Raw genomic sequence first — 17,879 nt, 5'->3', positions numbered from 1 at the left:
CCGGCTTATCGACCCGCGGCCCGAAAAAATCAAACGAAATTGCGTCGCCGATCAATGAGCGATAGTAATGGATCATGAGTGTCCAGCGCCGCCTTTTGCCCAACATCAGCGCCCTTGCCGCCTTCGAGGCAGTGGCCCGCCTCGGCAGTTTCACCGCCGCCGCCCAGGAACTCGATCTGACCCAGGGCGCGGTCAGCCGGCAGATCAGATTGCTGGAAGATCAGTTCGGCCGCCGGCTGTTCGAACGCGACAGCCGCAATGTCAGGCTGTCGACGGCGGGCGAAATCTACGCCGATGCGGTGCGGTCAGCGCTCGGCCAATTGCGTGACGCCGCCCTTGGATTGATGAGCAATCGGCATAGTGGCATCCTGAACCTTGCCATCTTGCCGACCTTCGGCACGCGCTGGCTGATGCCGATGATCCCCGATTTCGTCGAAACCAATCCCGATATCACCATCAACTTCGTCACTCGCGTCGGCCGCTTCGACTTCGCCCGCGAGCGGCTGGATGCCGCCATTCACTACGGCCTGCCGGACTGGCCGGAGGCCGACTCGACGCTCTTGGTGCGCGAAACGGTGGCGCCGGTCGTGTCGCCCGAATTCCTCGCCGGCCGCGCCATCGCCGCACCGGCCGATATCGGTCGCTTGCCGCTGCTGCATATGACGACTCGGCCGGGCGCCTGGACCGAATGGTTCGAGCACCAGGGCCTGAGCGCGCCGACCGGACCGGGCATGCAGTTCGAACAGTTCGGCACCGCCGCTCAGGCCTGCATGGCGGGGCTCGGCGTGGCGCTTTTGCCGCTGATCCTCATCGCAGGCGAATTGCAGCGCGGCCAGCTGGTGCCAGCACCCGGCCAGCCGATGCAAAGCCGCAGCGCCTACTATCTCGTCGTCCCGCACGACAAGCGCGGCCATCCGCCGGTCGCCAGCTTTCGCGACTGGCTGCTGATGCACATTGAGGCGAGTTGAACCATGGCGAGGTAGTTGTCGGCGAGCGCGACGGAAGTGCTTCAGCTTGGAGAAGAACCGCTCGATCAGGTTGCGCTCGCGATAGAGCCGTTTGCTGAAGCAGGGCTTCCAGCGCCGGCGATGCTGAATCAGAATTACGCAGGACAAACCGGTTGCGGACTTAGCTCGGGTCCTCATGCCACGGCTCGACGTCGCAAAGGGCGTCAATCCAGGCATGAAAACTTGGCGCAACCTCATCGACGGTTCCAAAGTCGTGATCGAAGAACCAAATTGCCCGCATGTCGGCGCTGTCACGGCCAAGCTGGTCTGCATTGAAACAGAACTTGTTTCCGGACCCATCGCTCGCGATAGCGACAAGCCGATCAGGCATCCCGATCTCACGCCAGCCAAGCGTTTCCTCAACTATCTCCTTCGGAGAATAGAAGTTACCAAGATCATGCAGATCCAGTTCACGCTCGACGATAGCATGTAAAAGCGCGATTGTGGGCCGAGGCAACCCCACGTCAAGTACTGCTCGTCGATAGTCTTCGGGAAAGCAGACGCCTAGCTGCTGCTCAGCAGCATCCAAATCCTCCTCTGAGACTGAATCAGGGGGATATTTAGGGATGGTCCACTTCTCAACGAATCGCGAAAGTGACATGCGCGCTACCTTCCAACGCGAAGTAGACTTAGCAGCTTGGGAACCGTTCCCCAAGCCATCTCGGTGAGTCCCAGTCTATGGGTTCACGGCCTAGCTCTTTGTACTGAATGTTGTTGGACAGGGGCGTGCTTAGGGTCTGTGCAGAGCAACTACTTCCGCTTCAACGCATCGGCCAGTGCTGCGCCGAACGCACCTTGCTGCGCCGGCCGTTCCCGCTGGCGCTGCGGCGCCGGCGAACGCGGCGCTGGCTTGCCACCCGTGGTGTCACGTGGCCCGCCCCTCGATGCACTTCCCTCGCCGCCATCCCTGCGCATCGAGAGGGCGATGCGCTTGCGCTTGATGTCGACATCGACGACCCGCACCTTGACCACATCACCGGCCTTGACCACCTCATGCGCGTCTTTGATGAAACGGTCGGCCAGTTGCGAGACATGCACCAGCCCGTCCTGATGCACGCCGATATCGACGAAGGCGCCGAAGGCGGCGACATTGGTGACGGTGCCTTCCAGCAGCATGCCGGGCTTCAAATCCTTGATGTCGTCGATGCCGTCGGCGAAGGTCGCGGTCTTGAAACCGGGGCGCGGGTCGCGGCCGGGCTTTTCCAGCTCCGCCAGGATGTCGCGCACCGTCGGCAAGCCGAAACGCTCATCGACGAAGACACGCGGATCGAGTGCCTTGAGCACGGCACTGTCGCCCATCAGCGCGCGCACGTCGCGGCCGCAGGCGGCGACGATCTTCTTGGCCACGCCATAGGCTTCCGGATGCACCGACGAGGCATCGAGCGGCTCGCTGCCGTTGGCAATGCGCAGGAAGCCGGCGGATTGTTCGAAGGCGCGAGGTCCAAGGCGGGGCACCTTGAGCAGATCCTTGCGGCTGGCAAAAGGTCCAGTCGCGTCGCGATGCGCGACGATAGCGTCGGCCAGCGATACACCAAGGCCCGAAACGCGGGCCAGCAGCGGCGCCGAGGCGGTGTTGAGATCGACGCCAACGGCGTTGACCGCATCCTCGACCACCGCTTCCAGCGAGCGGCCAAGCCGGTACTGGTCGACATCGTGCTGGTACTGGCCGACGCCGATCGACTTCGGCTCGATCTTGACCAGTTCGGCCAGCGGATCCTGCAGGCGTCGGGCGATCGACACCGCGCCACGCAGCGACACGTCGAGACCGGGGAATTCCGCCGCCGCCGTCGCCGATGCCGAATAGACCGAGGCGCCGGCCTCGCTGACGATCACCTTGAGCGGCTTCGGCCCACCATCCGCAGGCATATCGGACAGCATGTCGGCGACCAGCTTTTCGGTCTCGCGGCTGCCGGTGCCATTGCCGATCGAAATCAGCTCTACCTTGTGCAGGCGAATGAGCTTGGCCAGCTCCGCCTGCGTGCCGCGCACATCGTTCCTGGGCGGAAACGGATAGACGGTCGTCGTCGTCAGCACCTTGCCGGTGCCGTCGACCACCGCCACCTTGACGCCGGTGCGGATGCCGGGGTCGAGCCCCATGGTGGCGCGCGAGCCGGCGGGCGCGGCCAGCAGCAAATCCTTGAGGTTGCGGGCGAAGACGTGGATTGCTTCCTCTTCCGCCCGCTCGCGCAGATCCCGCATCAGGTCGAGCGTCAGGTGCAGCGAGAGTTTTATGCGCCAGGTCCAGCCCGCCACCTCCATCAGCCAGCGGTCGCCCGGCAGGCTGCCGCCGATGGCATAGGCGTTGGCGATCATCCGCTCGACCGGCTTCACCGGTGACGTGTCGTCGGCATCGACCTCGATGTCGAGCGACAGCACTTCCTCGTTGCGGCCGCGCAGCATCGCCAGCGCGCGATGGCTCGGCACATTTGCCCAGCGCTCGACATGGTCGAAATAATCGGAGAATTTCGCGCCGGCCTCCTGTTTGCCGTCGACAACCCGGGCTCGCATGAAGGCGCGTTCCTTCATGTACGTGCGCAATTTGCCGACCAGGTCGGCATTCTCGGCGAACTGTTCCGACAGGATGTCGCGCGCGCCTTCGAGTGCTGCCTTGGCGTCGGCCACCTCTTCGGTGACATAGGCCAGCGCCAGTTCGGCCGGGACCAGCGAACGGTCGGCGAGGATGGCTTCGGCCAGCGGCCCCAGCCCGCGCTCCCTGGCGATCTCGGCTTTGGTCCGTCGCTTGGGCTTGTAGGGCAGATAGATATCTTCCAGCTCCGCCTTGGTGGTGGCGGCGGTGATCTTGCCTTCAAGCTCGTCGGTCAGCTTGCCCTGCTCGCGGATGGAACCAAGGATGGTGTCGCGGCGCGCATCGAGCTCGCGCAGATAGACGAGACGCTCCGAAAGCAGGCGCAATTGCGTGTCGTCCAGCCCGCCCGTCACTTCCTTGCGGTAGCGCGCCACGAACGGCACCGTCGCGCCCTCGTCGAGCAATTCTATTGCCGCCGCCGCCTGTTCGGGCCGCGCGGTGATCTCGGCCGCGATGATGGCTGCAATGCGCTTGATGTCGGATGCCATGTCGTTCCTGCTCTCATCGAAAAGAGCGGCGACCATAGGCGCAGACATTCAGTCCGCCAACCGCCGCGTTTTCATCAGCCCGGCGGGTCCACAGGAAAGCACGCGCTCGCGCGCTATTGCGACGGCTTGGGAAGGATCAGACCATCCGGCTCAGCGCGTCGAGGAAGGCGACGATCTCGATATCGAGCGGATCGTTGACCGGCTCCGGCTGCGACGACATCTTGGCGATCACCACTTCGGTCCTCGGATCGACATAGAGCCATTGGCCGTGGATGCCGATGCCGCAATAGGCTCCGTTTTCGGCACCGGTCTGGTACCATTTGTTGCGATAACGACCCTTGGGAAACAGCGGCAGCATCGCGCCGCGCTGCCAGGCATCCGTGCTGCCGCCGGTGCTGGTGGTGTCGCGCACCCAGGCTTCGGGCACGATGCGCCGGCCATTGGCCATGCCGCCTTGCCGCATCATCTCGCCGACACGCGCCAGGTCGCGTGGCGTCACCGAAATGCCGCCGGCGGTGCGCGCCGTGCCTTCCATGTCGACGCCGATCGAGGCTTCGCTAACAGCGCCAAGCGGCAGCCAGAGCTTCTCGCGCATCAGGTCGGTGAAACGCTGGCCGGAGGCGCGCTCGAGCAGGATGCCGAGCAGGTCGGAATTGGGCGAGCGGTAGCGGAAGGTCTGGCCATGCGGCTCGGCAAGGCGCTGCAAGGTCAGGATGAATTCGCGCAGGCTTTCGGTGCCGCCGCCCGGGTTCCACAGCGTGGCGCGGCGATAGCGGGCAAAGGCGCTTTCCGGATCGAGATAGGCTTCCTCGAAATCGAGACTGACACTCATGTCGAGCACGTGCCGCACGCTGGCATCGCCATAGGCCGAACCGACGGCTTCCGGGATGTAGGCCGCCACCGGCGCTTCCGGGTCGAACACCCCCTCGCCTTCCAGTATGCCGGCGACGATGGCGGTCAGCGACTTGCTGATCGAAAAGATGATGTGGCGGGCGCCGAAATCCATATGCGGCGCAAACCAGTCGCCGATGACCTTGCCGCCCTTCAACACCGTCAGCGCGTCGGTGCTCGAGCGGGCGAGAAATTCAGCCACCGTCTCCGGCGCGCTGGCGATCGTGACCTTGTTTTCGAGTAACCCGCCAAGATCCCGCACCGGCGCCTCGACACTATCAGGCGAGGCCGTCACGGGCGCCGTCGGCACCAGTTCGCCGAGATTCTGGAACGACCACCGGTTGAACGGGTTTTCGCGCCAGTTGGCGAGCAACACCTCATTGCGACGGAAGCCGTATCGGGTCTCGAACGCGGTCTTGCCGGTCATGGCGCTTCCTTCCAAGTCTTCTTTGGGTTTCTTAGAGGCTGTTTCGAAACTCGCTCCGGCGAGTCATATGGCGGTGGTTTCGAGAACCGGAGCGGAGCGGACATTCGGGTCCATGAGCACCGGAAGCGCAGAAAACGCCGCTAGATGGCCGCTGGAGTGAGTTTCCAAACAGCCTCTCAGTCGAGCGCGGCGGCGATGGTGTGCACGGCCTTCACCGTCGCCACCGAATAGCCGACATTGCTGAAATCCGGAAAGGTCGAAAGCTTCACCACGACCATACGGGTGTTCCAGTCGATGTGGATCATCTGTCCGAACACGCCCCGGCACATCAGCGCGCGCGAGCGCGGATCCTCGATCCAGAACTGGTTGCGGTAGCTGCCTTCGGGCAGGCTGGGGTTGAAGTCCGGCCCGTGCCTGCCGTTGCGCGTCGCCTCGATCCAGTCGGCCGGCACCACGCCGCCGCCATTGTCGAGGATCAGCTGGCCGAAGCGGCCATAGTCGCGCAGCGTCGCGTTGAAGCCGCCATCGGCGACCGCATAGCCGGCGCTGTCGACGGTGAAACAGGCGCTTTCATCAGCGCCGAGCTTTTGCCAGAGCTCTTCCGAAACCAGCTGCGGTAGACGCTTGCCCGTTACCCGCTCCATGATGAAGGCGAGCACATCGGTCTCGATCGAGCGATATTCGAAGGCAGCACCATGCGGGCGGATCGTTTCCGTGAGGCCGAGGATCAGATCGAACATGTGCGAGGGCCAACGAAAGGCCGGATCGCTGCCCGGCGGCACCGGTTTCCAGCCGGTCGCGACATCGACCTGACCGATGTCCGAATAACGGTCGGTATACGCCTCGGAAAAACGCACCCCGCTCGTCATGTCGAGCACGTGCTGGACGCTAGCTCCCGCCCATCCGGTGACGCTGAGTTCCGGCAGGTAGTCGGTCACCGGCCTGGCCGGACCGATCAGGCCGCGGCCGACCAATATGCCGAACACCGAGCCGGTGACCGATTTCGCCATCGATTGCGACAGATGCAGCGACCGCTCGCCCATGCCGTTGAAATAGCGCTCATAGGCTATCCTGCCGTCCTTGAGCACCAGGAAGCCGTCCGTATAGGTCTCGTCGAGCAGCCCGGCGAGCGTCGTCGGCGCCCCCGTGCTGTCTTCGACCACCAGCCCGTCGAGATCAACCTCGGCGCGGTCGAAGCGATGGCGATGGCCATTGCCGCGCCAGACTTCGGCGGTCGGCAGGAATTCGCGGATGTGCTGGAACGCCCAGCGGTTCCACGGCGGCCGGTCCCAGTCGAGCTTGGGAACCACCATGGCGGGCGGCGAGCCCTGCATGATCGGCGGCCGCGGATCGGAATTGCGATAGGAGTCCATGAAAGCCAAGCCCCGGTGAACATCAAAACGGACCCGGCGGCGTGTGCCGCCGGGTCCGTCGAAACGCAGTTACTTCTGCAGTTCGGTCCAGATCTTGGTGTAGATGTCCTGGATTTCCGGAGCACACATTTGCTGCAACTCGGCATGCGGCTTGTCGGCCGCCGGAATGACAACTTCCGGTGCATCCTTCATGTCGGCAGGCATGTACTTGTCCGATCCGGTGATGGCGTTGGCGTAGCGGTGAAAAGCCGAGAGACCTGCTGCGTTTTCCGGATCCATGATGAAGTTCTGGAACAGCTTGGCGTTCTCGACATTCTTGGCTTCCTTCAGAACGACCACATTGTCGCTCCACAGGCCAAAGCCTTCTTTCGGATAGTTGTAGTGGATGGCCGGATTGGCCAGCCGCTGGCGCAGCGCCGACCCGTTCCAGTCGCTGGTCGCCTTGAAATCACCGGCGCCCATTTTTTCGATGGTGTTGTATTCCATCGCGATCCAGTTCGGCTTGGCCGCGACAAGCGTGTCGCGCACCTTCTTCAGCACTTCCTTGTCGGTGGTGCACTGCTGGCCGCCGACATACTTGATCGCCGCGAAGATCACGTCGTTCATTTCGGGAACGACATTGACCTTGCCCTTCAGCTCGTCGGGTGTGTTGAAGATGATGCCCCAGCTGTCGGCCGGTCCCTTGTAGGCGTCGGTGTTGACGACCACACCGACAGTGCCCAGAGCCCACGGCACCGAATATTTGCGGCGCGGGTCGAAATCGGGATTGGCCCATTCCGGCGCGACATTCTTGAAGTTTTCCATCTTGCCTGGATCGGTCTCCAGAACGAGGCCTTCCTCGATCCAGATCGGCACGTAGGTCTGTGACGGTACCGCGATGTCGAAACCGGTGCCGCCCTGGCGAACCTTGGCGAGTGCGGTGTCGTTGGAATCGTAGTCGGTGATGGTCACCTTGATGTTGTATTTCGCTTCGAACTTCTTGATCACGTCGGGGCTGGTGTAGTTGCCCCAATTGTAGATGTTCAGTTCGCCATCGGCGCGAGCCAGGCTCGTCGATGCGAGCAGCGCCAACCCCATGGCGGTCGCTGTTGTCTTCCAGTTCATGGTGTTAACTCCCATTTTTCAGATTTAGTCGCGTTTCCTGCTGATGAAGAAGAACAACGTCACGATAGCGACCGACAAGAGCAGGAACACGGTCGATATCGCGTTTATCTCAGGTGTTATGCCGCGGCGTATCTGGCCGAGCATGTAGGTGGGCAGCGTATCCTGGCCGCCCGATTTGACGAATTCCGTGATGACAACATCGTCGAGCGAGATGACGAAGGCCAGCATCAGGCCGGCCAGAATGCCGGGCCACAGCAGCGGCAGCGTGATGCGCCTGAAGGTTCGCCACGGCGTCGCATAAAGATCAGCGGCGGCACGCTCCAGCGTCAGGTCCATGTTTTCAAGCCGCGCCCGGATCGGCAGATAGGCGAACGGAATGCAGAAGGCCGTGTGCGCGGCGATCAGGTAACCAAGGCCGGAATAACCGGTGAAGATCTTGATGCGCGAGAAGAAGATCAGTAGCGCCACGCCGGTGACGATCTCGGGCACCATCAGCGGCTGGTTGATCGCCGCGTATTTGAACGTCAGACCCGGATAGGGGGCCGTGCGTGTCGTGGCGAGCGCGGCCATGGTGGCGAAGATGGTCGAGAACACCGCCGCGATGGCGCCGATCTGGAACGAGCGCAGTGTCGCATCGATGACCTGGGTGTTTTGCCACGCCGACTGGAACCATTTGAACGAGAAGCCGCCCCATTCGGAGGTCGATGTCGCGGCGTTGAAGGCGTAGATGACGAGCACGACGATCGGCAGGTAGAGCACGATGAAGCAGGTCGCAGCGATCGTCGTGAAACCCGGCTGATGCTTGGTGGAAAAGCGACTAGCCATGACGCACCCCCGACTTGCCGGCATTGCGCACATAGGCAAGCAGCGCCACCATGACGATGATCATCACCGCGATCGACAGCGCCGAGCCAAGTGGCCAGTTGCGGCCTTGTCCGAACTGCAATTCGATCAGGTTGGACAGCATCATGTTCTTGCCGCCGCCAAGCACGCTTGGCGTCACATAGGCGCCGAGTGCTGGAATGAAGACCAGGATGGAGCCGGCGATGACGCCGGGTTTGACCAGTGGGAAAATGATCTTCCGCAGCACCTTGAAGCGTGTCGCGTAGAGGTCATAGCCCGCCTCGACCAAGCGGAAATCGAGCTTTTCCATGCTGGCGTAGATCGGCAGCACCATCAGCGGCAGGTAGACATAGGCCATGCCGATCAGGATCGCCGTATCGGTGTAGAGAATCTGGATCGGCGCCGAGATGATGCCGAGCTTGAGCAGGATCGTGTTGATGATGCCTTCGTTGCGGATGATCTGCAGCACCGCGAAGGTGCGGATCAGGAGGTTGGTCCAGAACGGTATGGTGATCAGGAACAGCCAGAGATCGCGGGTCTTTTCGCTGCGCGTCGCCATGAAATAGGCGGTCGGGAAGCCAAGCGCCAAAGTGGCGATTGTCGTCACCACCGCAAGCTTGATCGAGCGCAGGAAGATGGTGACGTGGGCTGCGGCAACGGAAAGCGTGTCGTCAAAGATATCGCGCTCTAGAAACACCGCTATCCAGGCTTCCGGCGAGAATTGCCACTTCACGTCACCATAGGAACCTGGCGTCAGGAACGAATAGACGAGCACGATCAGCAACGGGCCGGTCGCGGCGAGAAAAATGATCAGCAGCGCTGGCGCTGACAAAAGCCAGCGGTCACGGATATCGCGCCGTTCCGCTGCCTTGGCGACTTCCTCTGCGGTCGCCATCGTCAGTCCTTCAAGACCTGAGCGGCGTCGCCGCCAATCAGGATGCCGACCTTGCCGCCCTGGACGATTCCGTCGCCGGTGCCACGGCTGTTCTGACGCCGCACGATGAAGGGCTCACCATCGGCAAGGCGCAGATGGAAATGCGTATCGGTGCCGAGATAGACGATGTTCTCGACCATGCCCGACAGCGAAGCGCCTGAGTTGGCGGCGCTCAACTGCGCATGTTCGGGGCGCACCACGATGGTAACCTTGCCCTGGGGAACCAGGCCCTCCGGCAGCGAGGCCGGAATTTCCGTGCCCGACGACAGTTTTACCGTTGCCCGGCCTCCTGAGACACCAACCACCTCAGCCTTGAGGAAGTTCGACTCGCCGATGAAATCGGCGACGAAGCGTTCCGACGGCCGGTCATAGATGTCGCGCGGCGTGCCGACCTGCAGGATCTTGCCCGCCGACATCACCGCGATGCGGTCCGACATGGTCAGCGCTTCTTCCTGGTCGTGGGTGACGAAGATGAAGGTGATGCCGGTCTCGTGCTGCAGCCGCTTCAGTTCGATCTGCATTTCCTTGCGCAGCTTGTAGTCGAGCGCGGAGAGCGGCTCATCGAGCAACAGCACCTTGGGCTGCGGCGCCAAGGCGCGAGCCAGCGCCACGCGCTGCTGCTGGCCGCCGGAGATCTGGCTGGTGCGGCGCGCGCTGAGCGCTTCCATCTTGACCAGCTTCAACATCGCGTCGACGCGCGCCTTGATCTCGGCCTTCGGCTTGCCCAGCATCTCTAGGCCAAAGCCGATATTCTCGGCGACCGTCATGTGCGGAAACAGCGCATAGGACTGGAAGACGGTGTTGACCGGCCGTTTGAACGGCGGCAACGGCGCGATGTCCTGGCCATAGAGCAGGATTTCGCCGGCGGTTGGAAAGTCGAAGCCGGCAATCAGCCGCAGTAACGTCGTCTTTCCACAGCCGGACGGGCCGAGCAGCGTGAAGAACTCATTCTCGCGGATGGATACTGAGACCGTGTCGAGGGCAGCGACTTGCCCCTCTCCTGATCCGAAAATTTTGCTTACTTTGACAACTTCAATCGCATTCCGATCCGGTTTGTCCGGCACGATTACGCCTCACTGTTGACCCCGCTCTTGCTGGCGGAGTTGTCCCCTGTTTGATGTGAACACAAGGCCGGTATGTTGGCAAGCCCGGCATTGAATCACAGTTCAATTCGTAGTTTTGGCTAGCAAGTCTCATGCCATCGTCAGGCCTGATAGGTAAGCTTGCCGCCACAGATCGTCGTCACCGGATGCACCTTGTGCAACGCCTCCGGCGCGGTTGCCTCGATATCGGCCGAGAGCACCACCAGATCGGCCATGTAGCCGGGTCTTATCAACCCTTTGCGGTGCTCGGCGAACTCGGCATAGGCGCCTTCGACTGTGTAACCGGCGAGGGATTCATGCAGCGAGAAACTCTGGTCCGGATCGCCTTCTGCCCACGGTTTGCGCAACACTGCCGCCTGAATGCCCAGGATCGGATCGACCGGCGACACCGGCCAGTCCGACGCGAAGACGACACGCGCGCCGGCATCCTTCAAGGTCCGCCAGGCATAGCTCAACGGCCAGCGCGCCGGCCCGATGCGCGATACGGTCGGCTCCAGCGGAAAATCCATGGCGCCAGGCGGGTGCGGCGGCTGCATGGAAGCGATGACGCCGAGTTCGGCGAAACGCGGAACGTCGGCGGTGGTGGTGACCTCGATGTGCTCGATCCGGTGGCGACTGTCGCGCTTGCCGTTTGCTTTCTGCGCCGCTTCGTAACCGTCGAGCACCGCGCGCACGGCGCCGTCGCCAATCGAATGCACGGCAATCTGCAGCCCGCGTTTGTCGACGGCGACGGCCAGATCGATGAATTGTTGCGGCGTGAACAACGGCTCGCCGACCCAGTCCGGGCGGTCGGCATAGGGCTCGACCATGACAGCCGTCCAGGAATCCAGCACACCGTCGTAGAACACCTTGACCATGCCCGATGACAGCCACTCGCTGTTGTAGCGCTCGGCCATATCGGACGCCTTGTCGAGCATGTCGAGCGTCATGAAATTCTTGTAGTGGAACGGTATCTGCACGCGGCAGGGCAGCCCTTCCTCGGCTTCGATCTCGGCCAGCAGCTCAAGCTGATAGAGATTGCCGTCCATGTTCTGGATCGAGGTGATGCCGTGGCGCGCGCACCAGGCCAGCCCGCGCCGCATGATATCGCGGTCGGCGGCCCGCTCGGCCGCGGTCGGCATCGGGTCCGGCTCGCCGCCGGTCGCCAGGCCCAGCCGCACCCGGCTTTCGCCGGCAAGGTCAAGCACCGGACCGAACGCTTCGCCCTCGCGCAATTCGCCGCCAGCCAGGCCATCATCGCCCATGACGATCTCGTTGCCGGGGCCAAGCGTGCGCCCGTGCAGGATGCCGGCCATTTCCAGCGCCTTGGTGTTGGCCCACATTGTGTGATGGTCGGGCGCCGCCATGCAGAACGGGCGATCGGGCAAAATGGCGTCGAGATGGTGACGTGTCACCCGCTCACTGCCGAGCACTGTGTAGTCGACGCCCTGCCCGACCAGCATTTTCGCATCCGGCCGCGTTGGCGCATAATCGCGGATCGCCTTTTGCAACGCCTCGAACCCGTGAATACCCGTGAGTTGGAGGTGGGCAAGTTCAGCCCCGCCTGAAAACAGATGCATGTGGGCTTCGATAAAGCCCGGGATCACTGAACCGCCTTTGGCGTCGATGACCTTGGTGGCCGGTCCCTTGAGCTCTTCGATGGAGGCGCGGCTGCCAATGGCGATGATGGCGCCGTCCTTGACGGCAACAGCCTCGGTGGCGGGATTGCCATCGTCCATGGTCAGAACACGACCGTTGATGACGATCAGATCGGCATTATGACCCGCACCCGTGACAGACATCGCGACTCCGCGCTTTTGACGACTGACTGAGACCGACAACCCTGTGCCCACGACCGGCCACTCCACCGGAGCGGCGCTATGGGACAAAAAAATGATGCCAGCGCGCTGTCTTCGAAATTCCCCTTGTTATCCCTAAGGACAGCGTGGATAAAGAATGCGACTAATCATTCGCGTTTGTCAACATGCGGAATTTGGAATGTATTGTGGACAGCACCCACCGCGTGTGTTGGACCGGGCGGGGAACGGGGACATCAAGCAGTGAAGCGCAGTCTCGACCGCAAAACCAGGATAGCGCTCGAACCGCGCAAGCAGCCGCGACAACAACGGTCGAGCAAGGTGGTCGACAGGATTCTGGACGCGGCGCTGATCTTGACGCGGGAGCAAGGAACCAAGACGCCGACGACGCTCGCCATTGCGCAGCGCGCAGGCTTGTCGGTCGGTTCGGTCTACCAATACTTTCCCAACAAGGAAGCCATTCTTCTGGACCTCGCCCGGCGCTGGCTGTCATCCTTTCCCGAGGTGATCGCGAAGCGCATCAAGGTCACCCCGCCCACCAACCGCGAAGAGTTTCGGCAGGAAGTGCGCAAGCTCTTCATCGACACGTCCAGGCTCTATCTCGAAAACGCCAGCCTGATGCCGGTGATCGAGGCTATTTCAGGCAACGCCGACCTCAGGCCGATCCAGAACGAATATGACGACCAGATCATCGCCCTCTACGCCGCATGGCTGCAGCATGTGAACCCGGCTCTTGAAGACAAGATCGCCGGCCGGCTCGGCGTGGTGATGATGGAGGTCGGGCACGTCTGCCGGCTTGTGGGGCTGAAAAAAGATCGCAGGACGTTCGACCTCATCGAGGACGATGTGGAAACCATGTGGCTCGCTCTGGTGAGCCCCTATCTCGATCTTGACTAATTTCGTACTTCGAGAGGAATTCTATGAAGACTGTCTATTCGCCGCTTCATGCTGGCCATGCTGGCCAAATGGAGCTTGTCACAAGCGCCATCGTGCCGGGTTTCGAAATGCCCTCGCGGGCCGAATTCATCAGGGCGCGGGTCGAAAGCGAGAAGCTGGGTCCGATCGTCCTGCCGCTTGAGCACGATCTTGCCGCCGCCAAGCGCATCCACAAGGCCGACTACATCGACTTCCTGCCGACGGTCTGGCCGCAATGGACGGAGGCCGGCTTCAAGGGTTCGGCGATGCCCTTCACCTGGCCCACGCGCGGCCTGCGCGGCGACGTGCCGCCAAAGCGCATCGACGCCCTGCTCGGCTATTATTCCTTCGATGCGGGCGCCACCTTCGTCGCAGGCACGTGGGCCGCGATCAAGTCGTCCTATGACGTGGCGCTGACCGCCGCCGGCCTGGTCAAGGGCGGCGAGGCGTCCGCCTTCGCGCTCTGCCGCCCGCCGGGCCATCATGCGGGTGCCGGATTCATGGGCGGCTATTGCTTCATCAACAACGCCGCCGTCGCCGCGCAATGGTTCCGCGACCAGGGCGCCGGCCGCGTCTCCATCCTCGATGTCGACTACCACCACGGCAACGGCACGCAGGAAATCTTCTATGACCGCGCCGACGTGCAGGTGATCAACCTGCATGGCGATCCGATGGTCGAATATCCCTTCTTCCTCGGCCATGCCGACGAACGTGGCGCCGGCGCCGGCGAAGGCTTCAACATCAACTATCCCATGCCGTTCGGCACCGGCTGGGACGGCTGGAATGCCTCGCTTGAAGATGCCTGCGCCAAGCTTGCCGCTTACGCGCCGGATGTCGTCGTCGTCTCGCTCGGCGTCGACACTTTCGAGAAGGACCCGATCAGCCAGTTCAAGCTGAAGACATCCGACTATCCCAAGATCGGCCGCCGCATCGCCAGGCTCGGCCTGCCGACGCTGTTCGTCATGGAAGGCGGCTATGCCGTCGAGGAGATCGGCGTCAACGCCGTCGGCGTGCTGACCGGATTTGAAGACAGGTAACAGCCGACACCGGGCGGCAATGCCGCCCGGCTCTCGCGATCAGGTAGCGGTGCCGGTGCCCGGCACGACCGCTGGTGCGGCTGCCTTGCGTGAGCGGCCGAGATAGTAGACTACCGCCGCCGCGACGACGCCGGCTGCCAGGATGCCCACCGCCAGCACCGGCCGATACCAGAACCAGGCGATGGCGATCGTCGTCGTGCCGACCAGGATCGCCAGGAAAAAGGCGATGATGCCGGTTCCCATCCGCGCCATGCTGCCAAGGAATGGAATGACGTCGAGGATCACGCCGATCGGGCTGAGGAACAGGGCAAAGCCGATCGTCAGCAACAGCAGGCCGGCAGCGCGCAGCAGCCAGGTGATCAGCGTGTTCTCGGAGACCGCTTCGGCGAACATCTTGTCGGCCGGGACTGTGCCGGGGTCGACCAACAGCAATTCGTCGCCGGCCACTGTCTGGTAGGGTTCGAACCGGCTGCCGGCCTGGCGCGCCACGATGCTGACCACGCCGAGCGGCGCCAGTTCGTAACCGATTCGGTAGTCGCCCAGCGCCGGCGCTGTCGTGTCGGCACCGAGATAGATCTTGCCGTCGACGATGCTCAGCGGCCTGCTGCCGGCATAAGCGGCCTTTATCGCGGCTGACTGATTGGCCGACAGCGAATAGTCCTTGTCACCCTCGATGCGATCGAGCACCGGCGTGTCGAGCGTGAAAGCGCTAAGCTTGCCTTCCGGAATCTGGAAGGTCCGGCTGTGGATCGCCATCGGTGGATTCTGGTGGCCGTCCGGCTTCTTGAAATCCGACGAGTCGATCTGGCTGTCATCCCACACCTTCGAATAGCTGTAGGTGGTCACCGTCTCTTCGCCGCCGCCAAGTTTCTTGGTGGTCTCGGATTTGGACTCTTCCTTCCACTGATACATCTCGACGTCGCGCGAAAGTCGCAGCCCTTGCGCCGCGATACCGAAATCCGGGTCGGACAAGCCGCTGTCCGCCGTCACCGGCCCGCTGACATGCACCAGCTTGCTGTCATTGGCGGCATCGACGCTACCCGCGTCGATAGAAACCACAGCGCCGGCACCTTCGGCCAAAGAGCGTGCCGTCTGCACCGCGCGGCCCTCGTTCCAGAACAGGCCGATCACCATGAGCACGATCAGCAGCAGGCCGAAGATAACCCCGCCGACCGCGCGCTTGATCCGCCCGAACCACGAGACGGATGTAACTTCCCGAAATGAATCGCTCATCGTTTCCCCCGAAACCAACAGTGCCAAGATTTGCGCGCGGCCGGCGGCCGCGCATTGAACCGATCAATCGGCGTGGATCTGCGCGGGGGCTGCCGCCCACACACCGTTCAAGATCGCAAGCACCACCGTGAACGCCAGGAAAACCCGCTTCATGATCACCCCCCATGCCGATGGCCGCGAACAGGCGCTGCCCATCTCGCCCAGTCCGACCGAAGGGACGCCCATCCCTGCCGGTCAGCGGAAGCCTATCGGAATCGATTGGCCCTCGATACGGCAAGATAACAACAACGTCTGGCTTTTTCGTGTCGGCGTTTCCGCGACCCAACGGCGGTGAAAGGGCTCGGGAGCCCGCCTCTGAGTCGCATGCGAGTCCACCGGATTCGATTTTGTCAAATCGCGTTTGATGTCAGATTCAACTGCGGATAGATTAGACCCGAATCAGCCGGTCCTTGGGGGGCGCGGCAACCACCCAAAGTCTCTTGTTCCGGAGCTTTCCGGCACCAGACGCGGACGGCTTCGCGTTCCCTGAATGGATTCGGATCTGGTTGGCGCAGCCCTGCGCCACGCGTGTGTCTTCGTTAAAGTAGTGCGTATTCGGGTTCGGCGGCTGGCACCCAGCATCCGGACAGCAGAAACGATTCCGGCCAAAAGCAACAAGAATGAGCAGTCCCGCCGCGCTTCTTCAATCCGATACATTGGGCTCGCGCCTGACGTCGCGCGGTGATCTCACAAGCTTTTTCATGCAGCTGACCGCCGAGATCGGTGCCGACAGCTACATGCTGGTTGCCATTGTCCACGACCAAGACCGCAACGATGCGCGAATCGTTTCGTCCAACTGGATTTTCGACGCCATCGAGCTGATCGGCAAACGGCTGATCGCCGGGCTTGCACAAGGTGCGCTCACTGTCGCCCCCGGCATTCGCCCGAGACCGCTGGTGGCATCCCAGGCGCCCGAGACAGACGGATTGGTCACCGGCGAGGAGGCCCGCCTTCTCGATGTGCTCGGTCATGCCGAGGTCTATTCGCTCAAGCTGAATGTCGGCCGCCAGCGTCTGTTCGCCTTGTTCTCGGCAGCGGCTGCCGGCAGCATCGACCAGCCGGCGCTGATGAGGGCGCAGCTGAAATGCTGCTACGCGCTCTCGCACATCCCGCAATTGATTGCCGCCGCCGCCATGCAGGATCCGCTGTCGGACCGCGAGCGCGAATGCCTGTTCTGGGTCTCGGAAGGCAAAACCACCGACGAGGTCGCCGTCATCCTTGGCGTCTCCTCCAACACCGTCAACAGCTACATCACCCACGCCATCCAGAAATTCGCGGCCAGCAACCGCGCGATGGCCATCGCCACGGCGATCAGGAGCGGCATCATTTGAAACAGGCCGATATCAAGGAGGCTGCCGAAGCCCTTTTCAACGAGCAGCGCAATCCGTTCGGCGCCTTCTCGCTCGGCTCCGAGACCCATCACGCCGTCACCATTCCAGACGCCGTGCGCCGCTGTCGCTGGATCGCCGTCGACATCAACGCCTCGGCCTTCGGCCTGTTCTTCGTCAGCCCGTCGCCCGAACGGGCACGGCTCGTCCCTTGCCTCGATTCCGACTATCCCGGCATTGCGGTGGCGACCAAGTTCATTTCAGGCGCCAATGGCGAGGAGATCGTGCGCCACACCCGCAACTCGACGGAGCCGCGCTGGTGGACGGACGACGGTGTCGCCGCCATGGCGGAGACGTTCGGCAATCTCGCCTGGACCGAGCAGATGGCGCCGCTGGCGCCTGGCACGAGCGGCATCGCCTTCCCCGTCCATGCCGATCGTGGGCAATGCGGCCTTGTTGTCTTCCTGGGGTCCGAGATCGCCCTGCCGCAGGATACACTCTACGAGATCCACGCCCGCTGCTTTTCACTGTTCGCCGCTGTCGCCCGCATCCGCCCGAGCGATGCCGGCCGCATGCGCGCGATCTCAAAGCGCGAGCTCGAATGCCTGAAGCTGACCGCCAATGGCAACACCAGCGAGGAGATCGCACGGCTTCTGAAGCTTTCGGTGCACACCGCCAACCAGTACCTGACCCAATCCACCCAGAAACTCAACGCCGTCAACCGCAACCAGGCCGTGGCGAAGGCATTGCGGCTGGGGCTTATCGAATAGGGCA

General features: G+C 62.6%; 16 protein-coding genes and 1 pseudogene. 5 read left to right on the top strand and 12 right to left on the bottom strand.

What is annotated here, in order from left to right:
- Positions 1-74 precede the first annotated feature (74 nt).
- Entirely contained in the window at positions 75-968 is an 894-nt protein-coding gene (locus ACFFNA_RS19285) for a LysR family transcriptional regulator (protein ID WP_378920759.1), read from the top strand.
- Here the strand turns inward: ACFFNA_RS19285 and ACFFNA_RS19280 are convergent.
- From ACFFNA_RS19280 to ACFFNA_RS19235, 10 genes and pseudogenes are all read right to left on the bottom strand, one after another.
- Positions 881-1,085, bottom strand: a pseudogene (locus ACFFNA_RS19280) (hypothetical protein); the annotation flags it as partial. The gene ACFFNA_RS19285 and the pseudogene ACFFNA_RS19280 sit on opposite strands and share 88 nt — an antisense overlap.
- 43 nt (positions 1,086-1,128) lie before the next feature.
- A complete protein-coding gene (locus tag ACFFNA_RS19275; RefSeq protein ID WP_378920757.1) occupies positions 1,129-1,608 on the bottom strand; it encodes an SMI1/KNR4 family protein in 480 nt (159 codons plus the stop codon).
- Positions 1,609-1,757: 149 nt separating this feature from the next.
- Positions 1,758-4,082: a Tex family protein gene (locus ACFFNA_RS19270; RefSeq protein ID WP_378920813.1), complete on the bottom strand. Its 2,325-nt coding sequence runs from the start codon at positions 4,080-4,082 to the stop codon at positions 1,758-1,760.
- A 136-nt stretch (positions 4,083-4,218) separates the two neighbouring features.
- Positions 4,219-5,400: a serine hydrolase domain-containing protein gene (locus ACFFNA_RS19265; protein WP_378920755.1), complete on the bottom strand. Its 1,182-nt coding sequence runs from the start codon at positions 5,398-5,400 to the stop codon at positions 4,219-4,221.
- A 176-nt stretch (positions 5,401-5,576) separates the two neighbouring features.
- On the bottom strand, positions 5,577-6,773 hold the full coding sequence (locus ACFFNA_RS19260) for a serine hydrolase domain-containing protein (RefSeq protein ID WP_378920753.1): 1,197 nt from the start codon (positions 6,771-6,773) through the stop codon (positions 5,577-5,579).
- 69 nt (positions 6,774-6,842) lie between these two features.
- Positions 6,843-7,877: an extracellular solute-binding protein gene (locus tag ACFFNA_RS19255; RefSeq protein WP_378920751.1), complete on the bottom strand. Its 1,035-nt coding sequence runs from the start codon at positions 7,875-7,877 to the stop codon at positions 6,843-6,845.
- Positions 7,878-7,901: 24 nt separating this feature from the next.
- Positions 7,902-8,702: an ABC transporter permease gene (locus tag ACFFNA_RS19250; protein WP_378920749.1), complete on the bottom strand. Its 801-nt coding sequence runs from the start codon at positions 8,700-8,702 to the stop codon at positions 7,902-7,904.
- Positions 8,695-9,615 (bottom strand): ABC transporter permease, encoded by a 921-nt coding sequence (locus ACFFNA_RS19245; protein ID WP_378920747.1) that lies wholly within the window; start codon positions 9,613-9,615, stop codon positions 8,695-8,697. The genes ACFFNA_RS19250 and ACFFNA_RS19245 overlap by 8 nt, the downstream gene beginning before the upstream one ends.
- 2 nt (positions 9,616-9,617) lie before the next feature.
- Positions 9,618-10,718 (bottom strand): ABC transporter ATP-binding protein, encoded by a 1,101-nt coding sequence (locus ACFFNA_RS19240; RefSeq protein WP_378920745.1) that lies wholly within the window; start codon positions 10,716-10,718, stop codon positions 9,618-9,620.
- A gap of 140 nt (positions 10,719-10,858) precedes the next feature.
- On the bottom strand, positions 10,859-12,538 hold the full coding sequence (locus ACFFNA_RS19235; RefSeq protein ID WP_378920743.1) for an amidohydrolase: 1,680 nt from the start codon (positions 12,536-12,538) through the stop codon (positions 10,859-10,861).
- Positions 12,539-12,616: 78 nt separating this feature from the next.
- On the opposite strand from ACFFNA_RS19235, the gene ACFFNA_RS19230 reads away from it, so the two are divergent.
- Positions 12,617-13,450, top strand: coding sequence for a TetR/AcrR family transcriptional regulator (locus ACFFNA_RS19230; RefSeq protein WP_378920741.1), 834 nt, complete (start codon positions 12,617-12,619; stop codon positions 13,448-13,450).
- Positions 13,451-13,473: 23 nt separating this feature from the next.
- On the top strand, positions 13,474-14,505 hold the full coding sequence (locus ACFFNA_RS19225; protein ID WP_378920739.1) for a histone deacetylase family protein: 1,032 nt from the start codon (positions 13,474-13,476) through the stop codon (positions 14,503-14,505).
- A gap of 39 nt (positions 14,506-14,544) precedes the next feature.
- On the opposite strand, the gene ACFFNA_RS19220 is transcribed toward ACFFNA_RS19225, so the two are convergent.
- Together ACFFNA_RS19220 and ACFFNA_RS19215 are read right to left on the bottom strand one after the other, a co-directional pair.
- A complete protein-coding gene (locus tag ACFFNA_RS19220) occupies positions 14,545-15,738 on the bottom strand; it encodes a TMEM43 family protein (RefSeq protein ID WP_378920737.1) in 1,194 nt (397 codons plus the stop codon).
- Positions 15,739-15,801: 63 nt separating this feature from the next.
- Entirely contained in the window at positions 15,802-15,963 is a 162-nt protein-coding gene (locus tag ACFFNA_RS19215) for a hypothetical protein (RefSeq protein ID WP_378920735.1), read from the bottom strand.
- A 434-nt stretch (positions 15,964-16,397) separates the two neighbouring features.
- On the opposite strand from ACFFNA_RS19215, the gene ACFFNA_RS19210 reads away from it, so the two are divergent.
- Together ACFFNA_RS19210 and ACFFNA_RS19205 are read left to right on the top strand one after the other, a co-directional pair.
- Positions 16,398-17,108, top strand: coding sequence for a helix-turn-helix transcriptional regulator (locus ACFFNA_RS19210; protein ID WP_378920733.1), 711 nt, complete (start codon positions 16,398-16,400; stop codon positions 17,106-17,108).
- On the top strand, positions 17,105-17,875 hold the full coding sequence (locus tag ACFFNA_RS19205) for a helix-turn-helix transcriptional regulator (RefSeq protein ID WP_378920731.1): 771 nt from the start codon (positions 17,105-17,107) through the stop codon (positions 17,873-17,875). Before ACFFNA_RS19210 ends, ACFFNA_RS19205 begins: the two co-directional genes overlap by 4 nt.
- Positions 17,876-17,879 lie beyond the last annotated feature (4 nt).

The organism is Mesorhizobium kowhaii (genome assembly GCF_042431665.1).
GTDB classification, from domain to species: Bacteria; Pseudomonadota; Alphaproteobacteria; order Rhizobiales; family Rhizobiaceae; genus Mesorhizobium; species Mesorhizobium kowhaii.
Note: the sequence above shows the minus strand (reverse complement) of the source record. Positions and strands in the feature narration are given on the sequence as shown.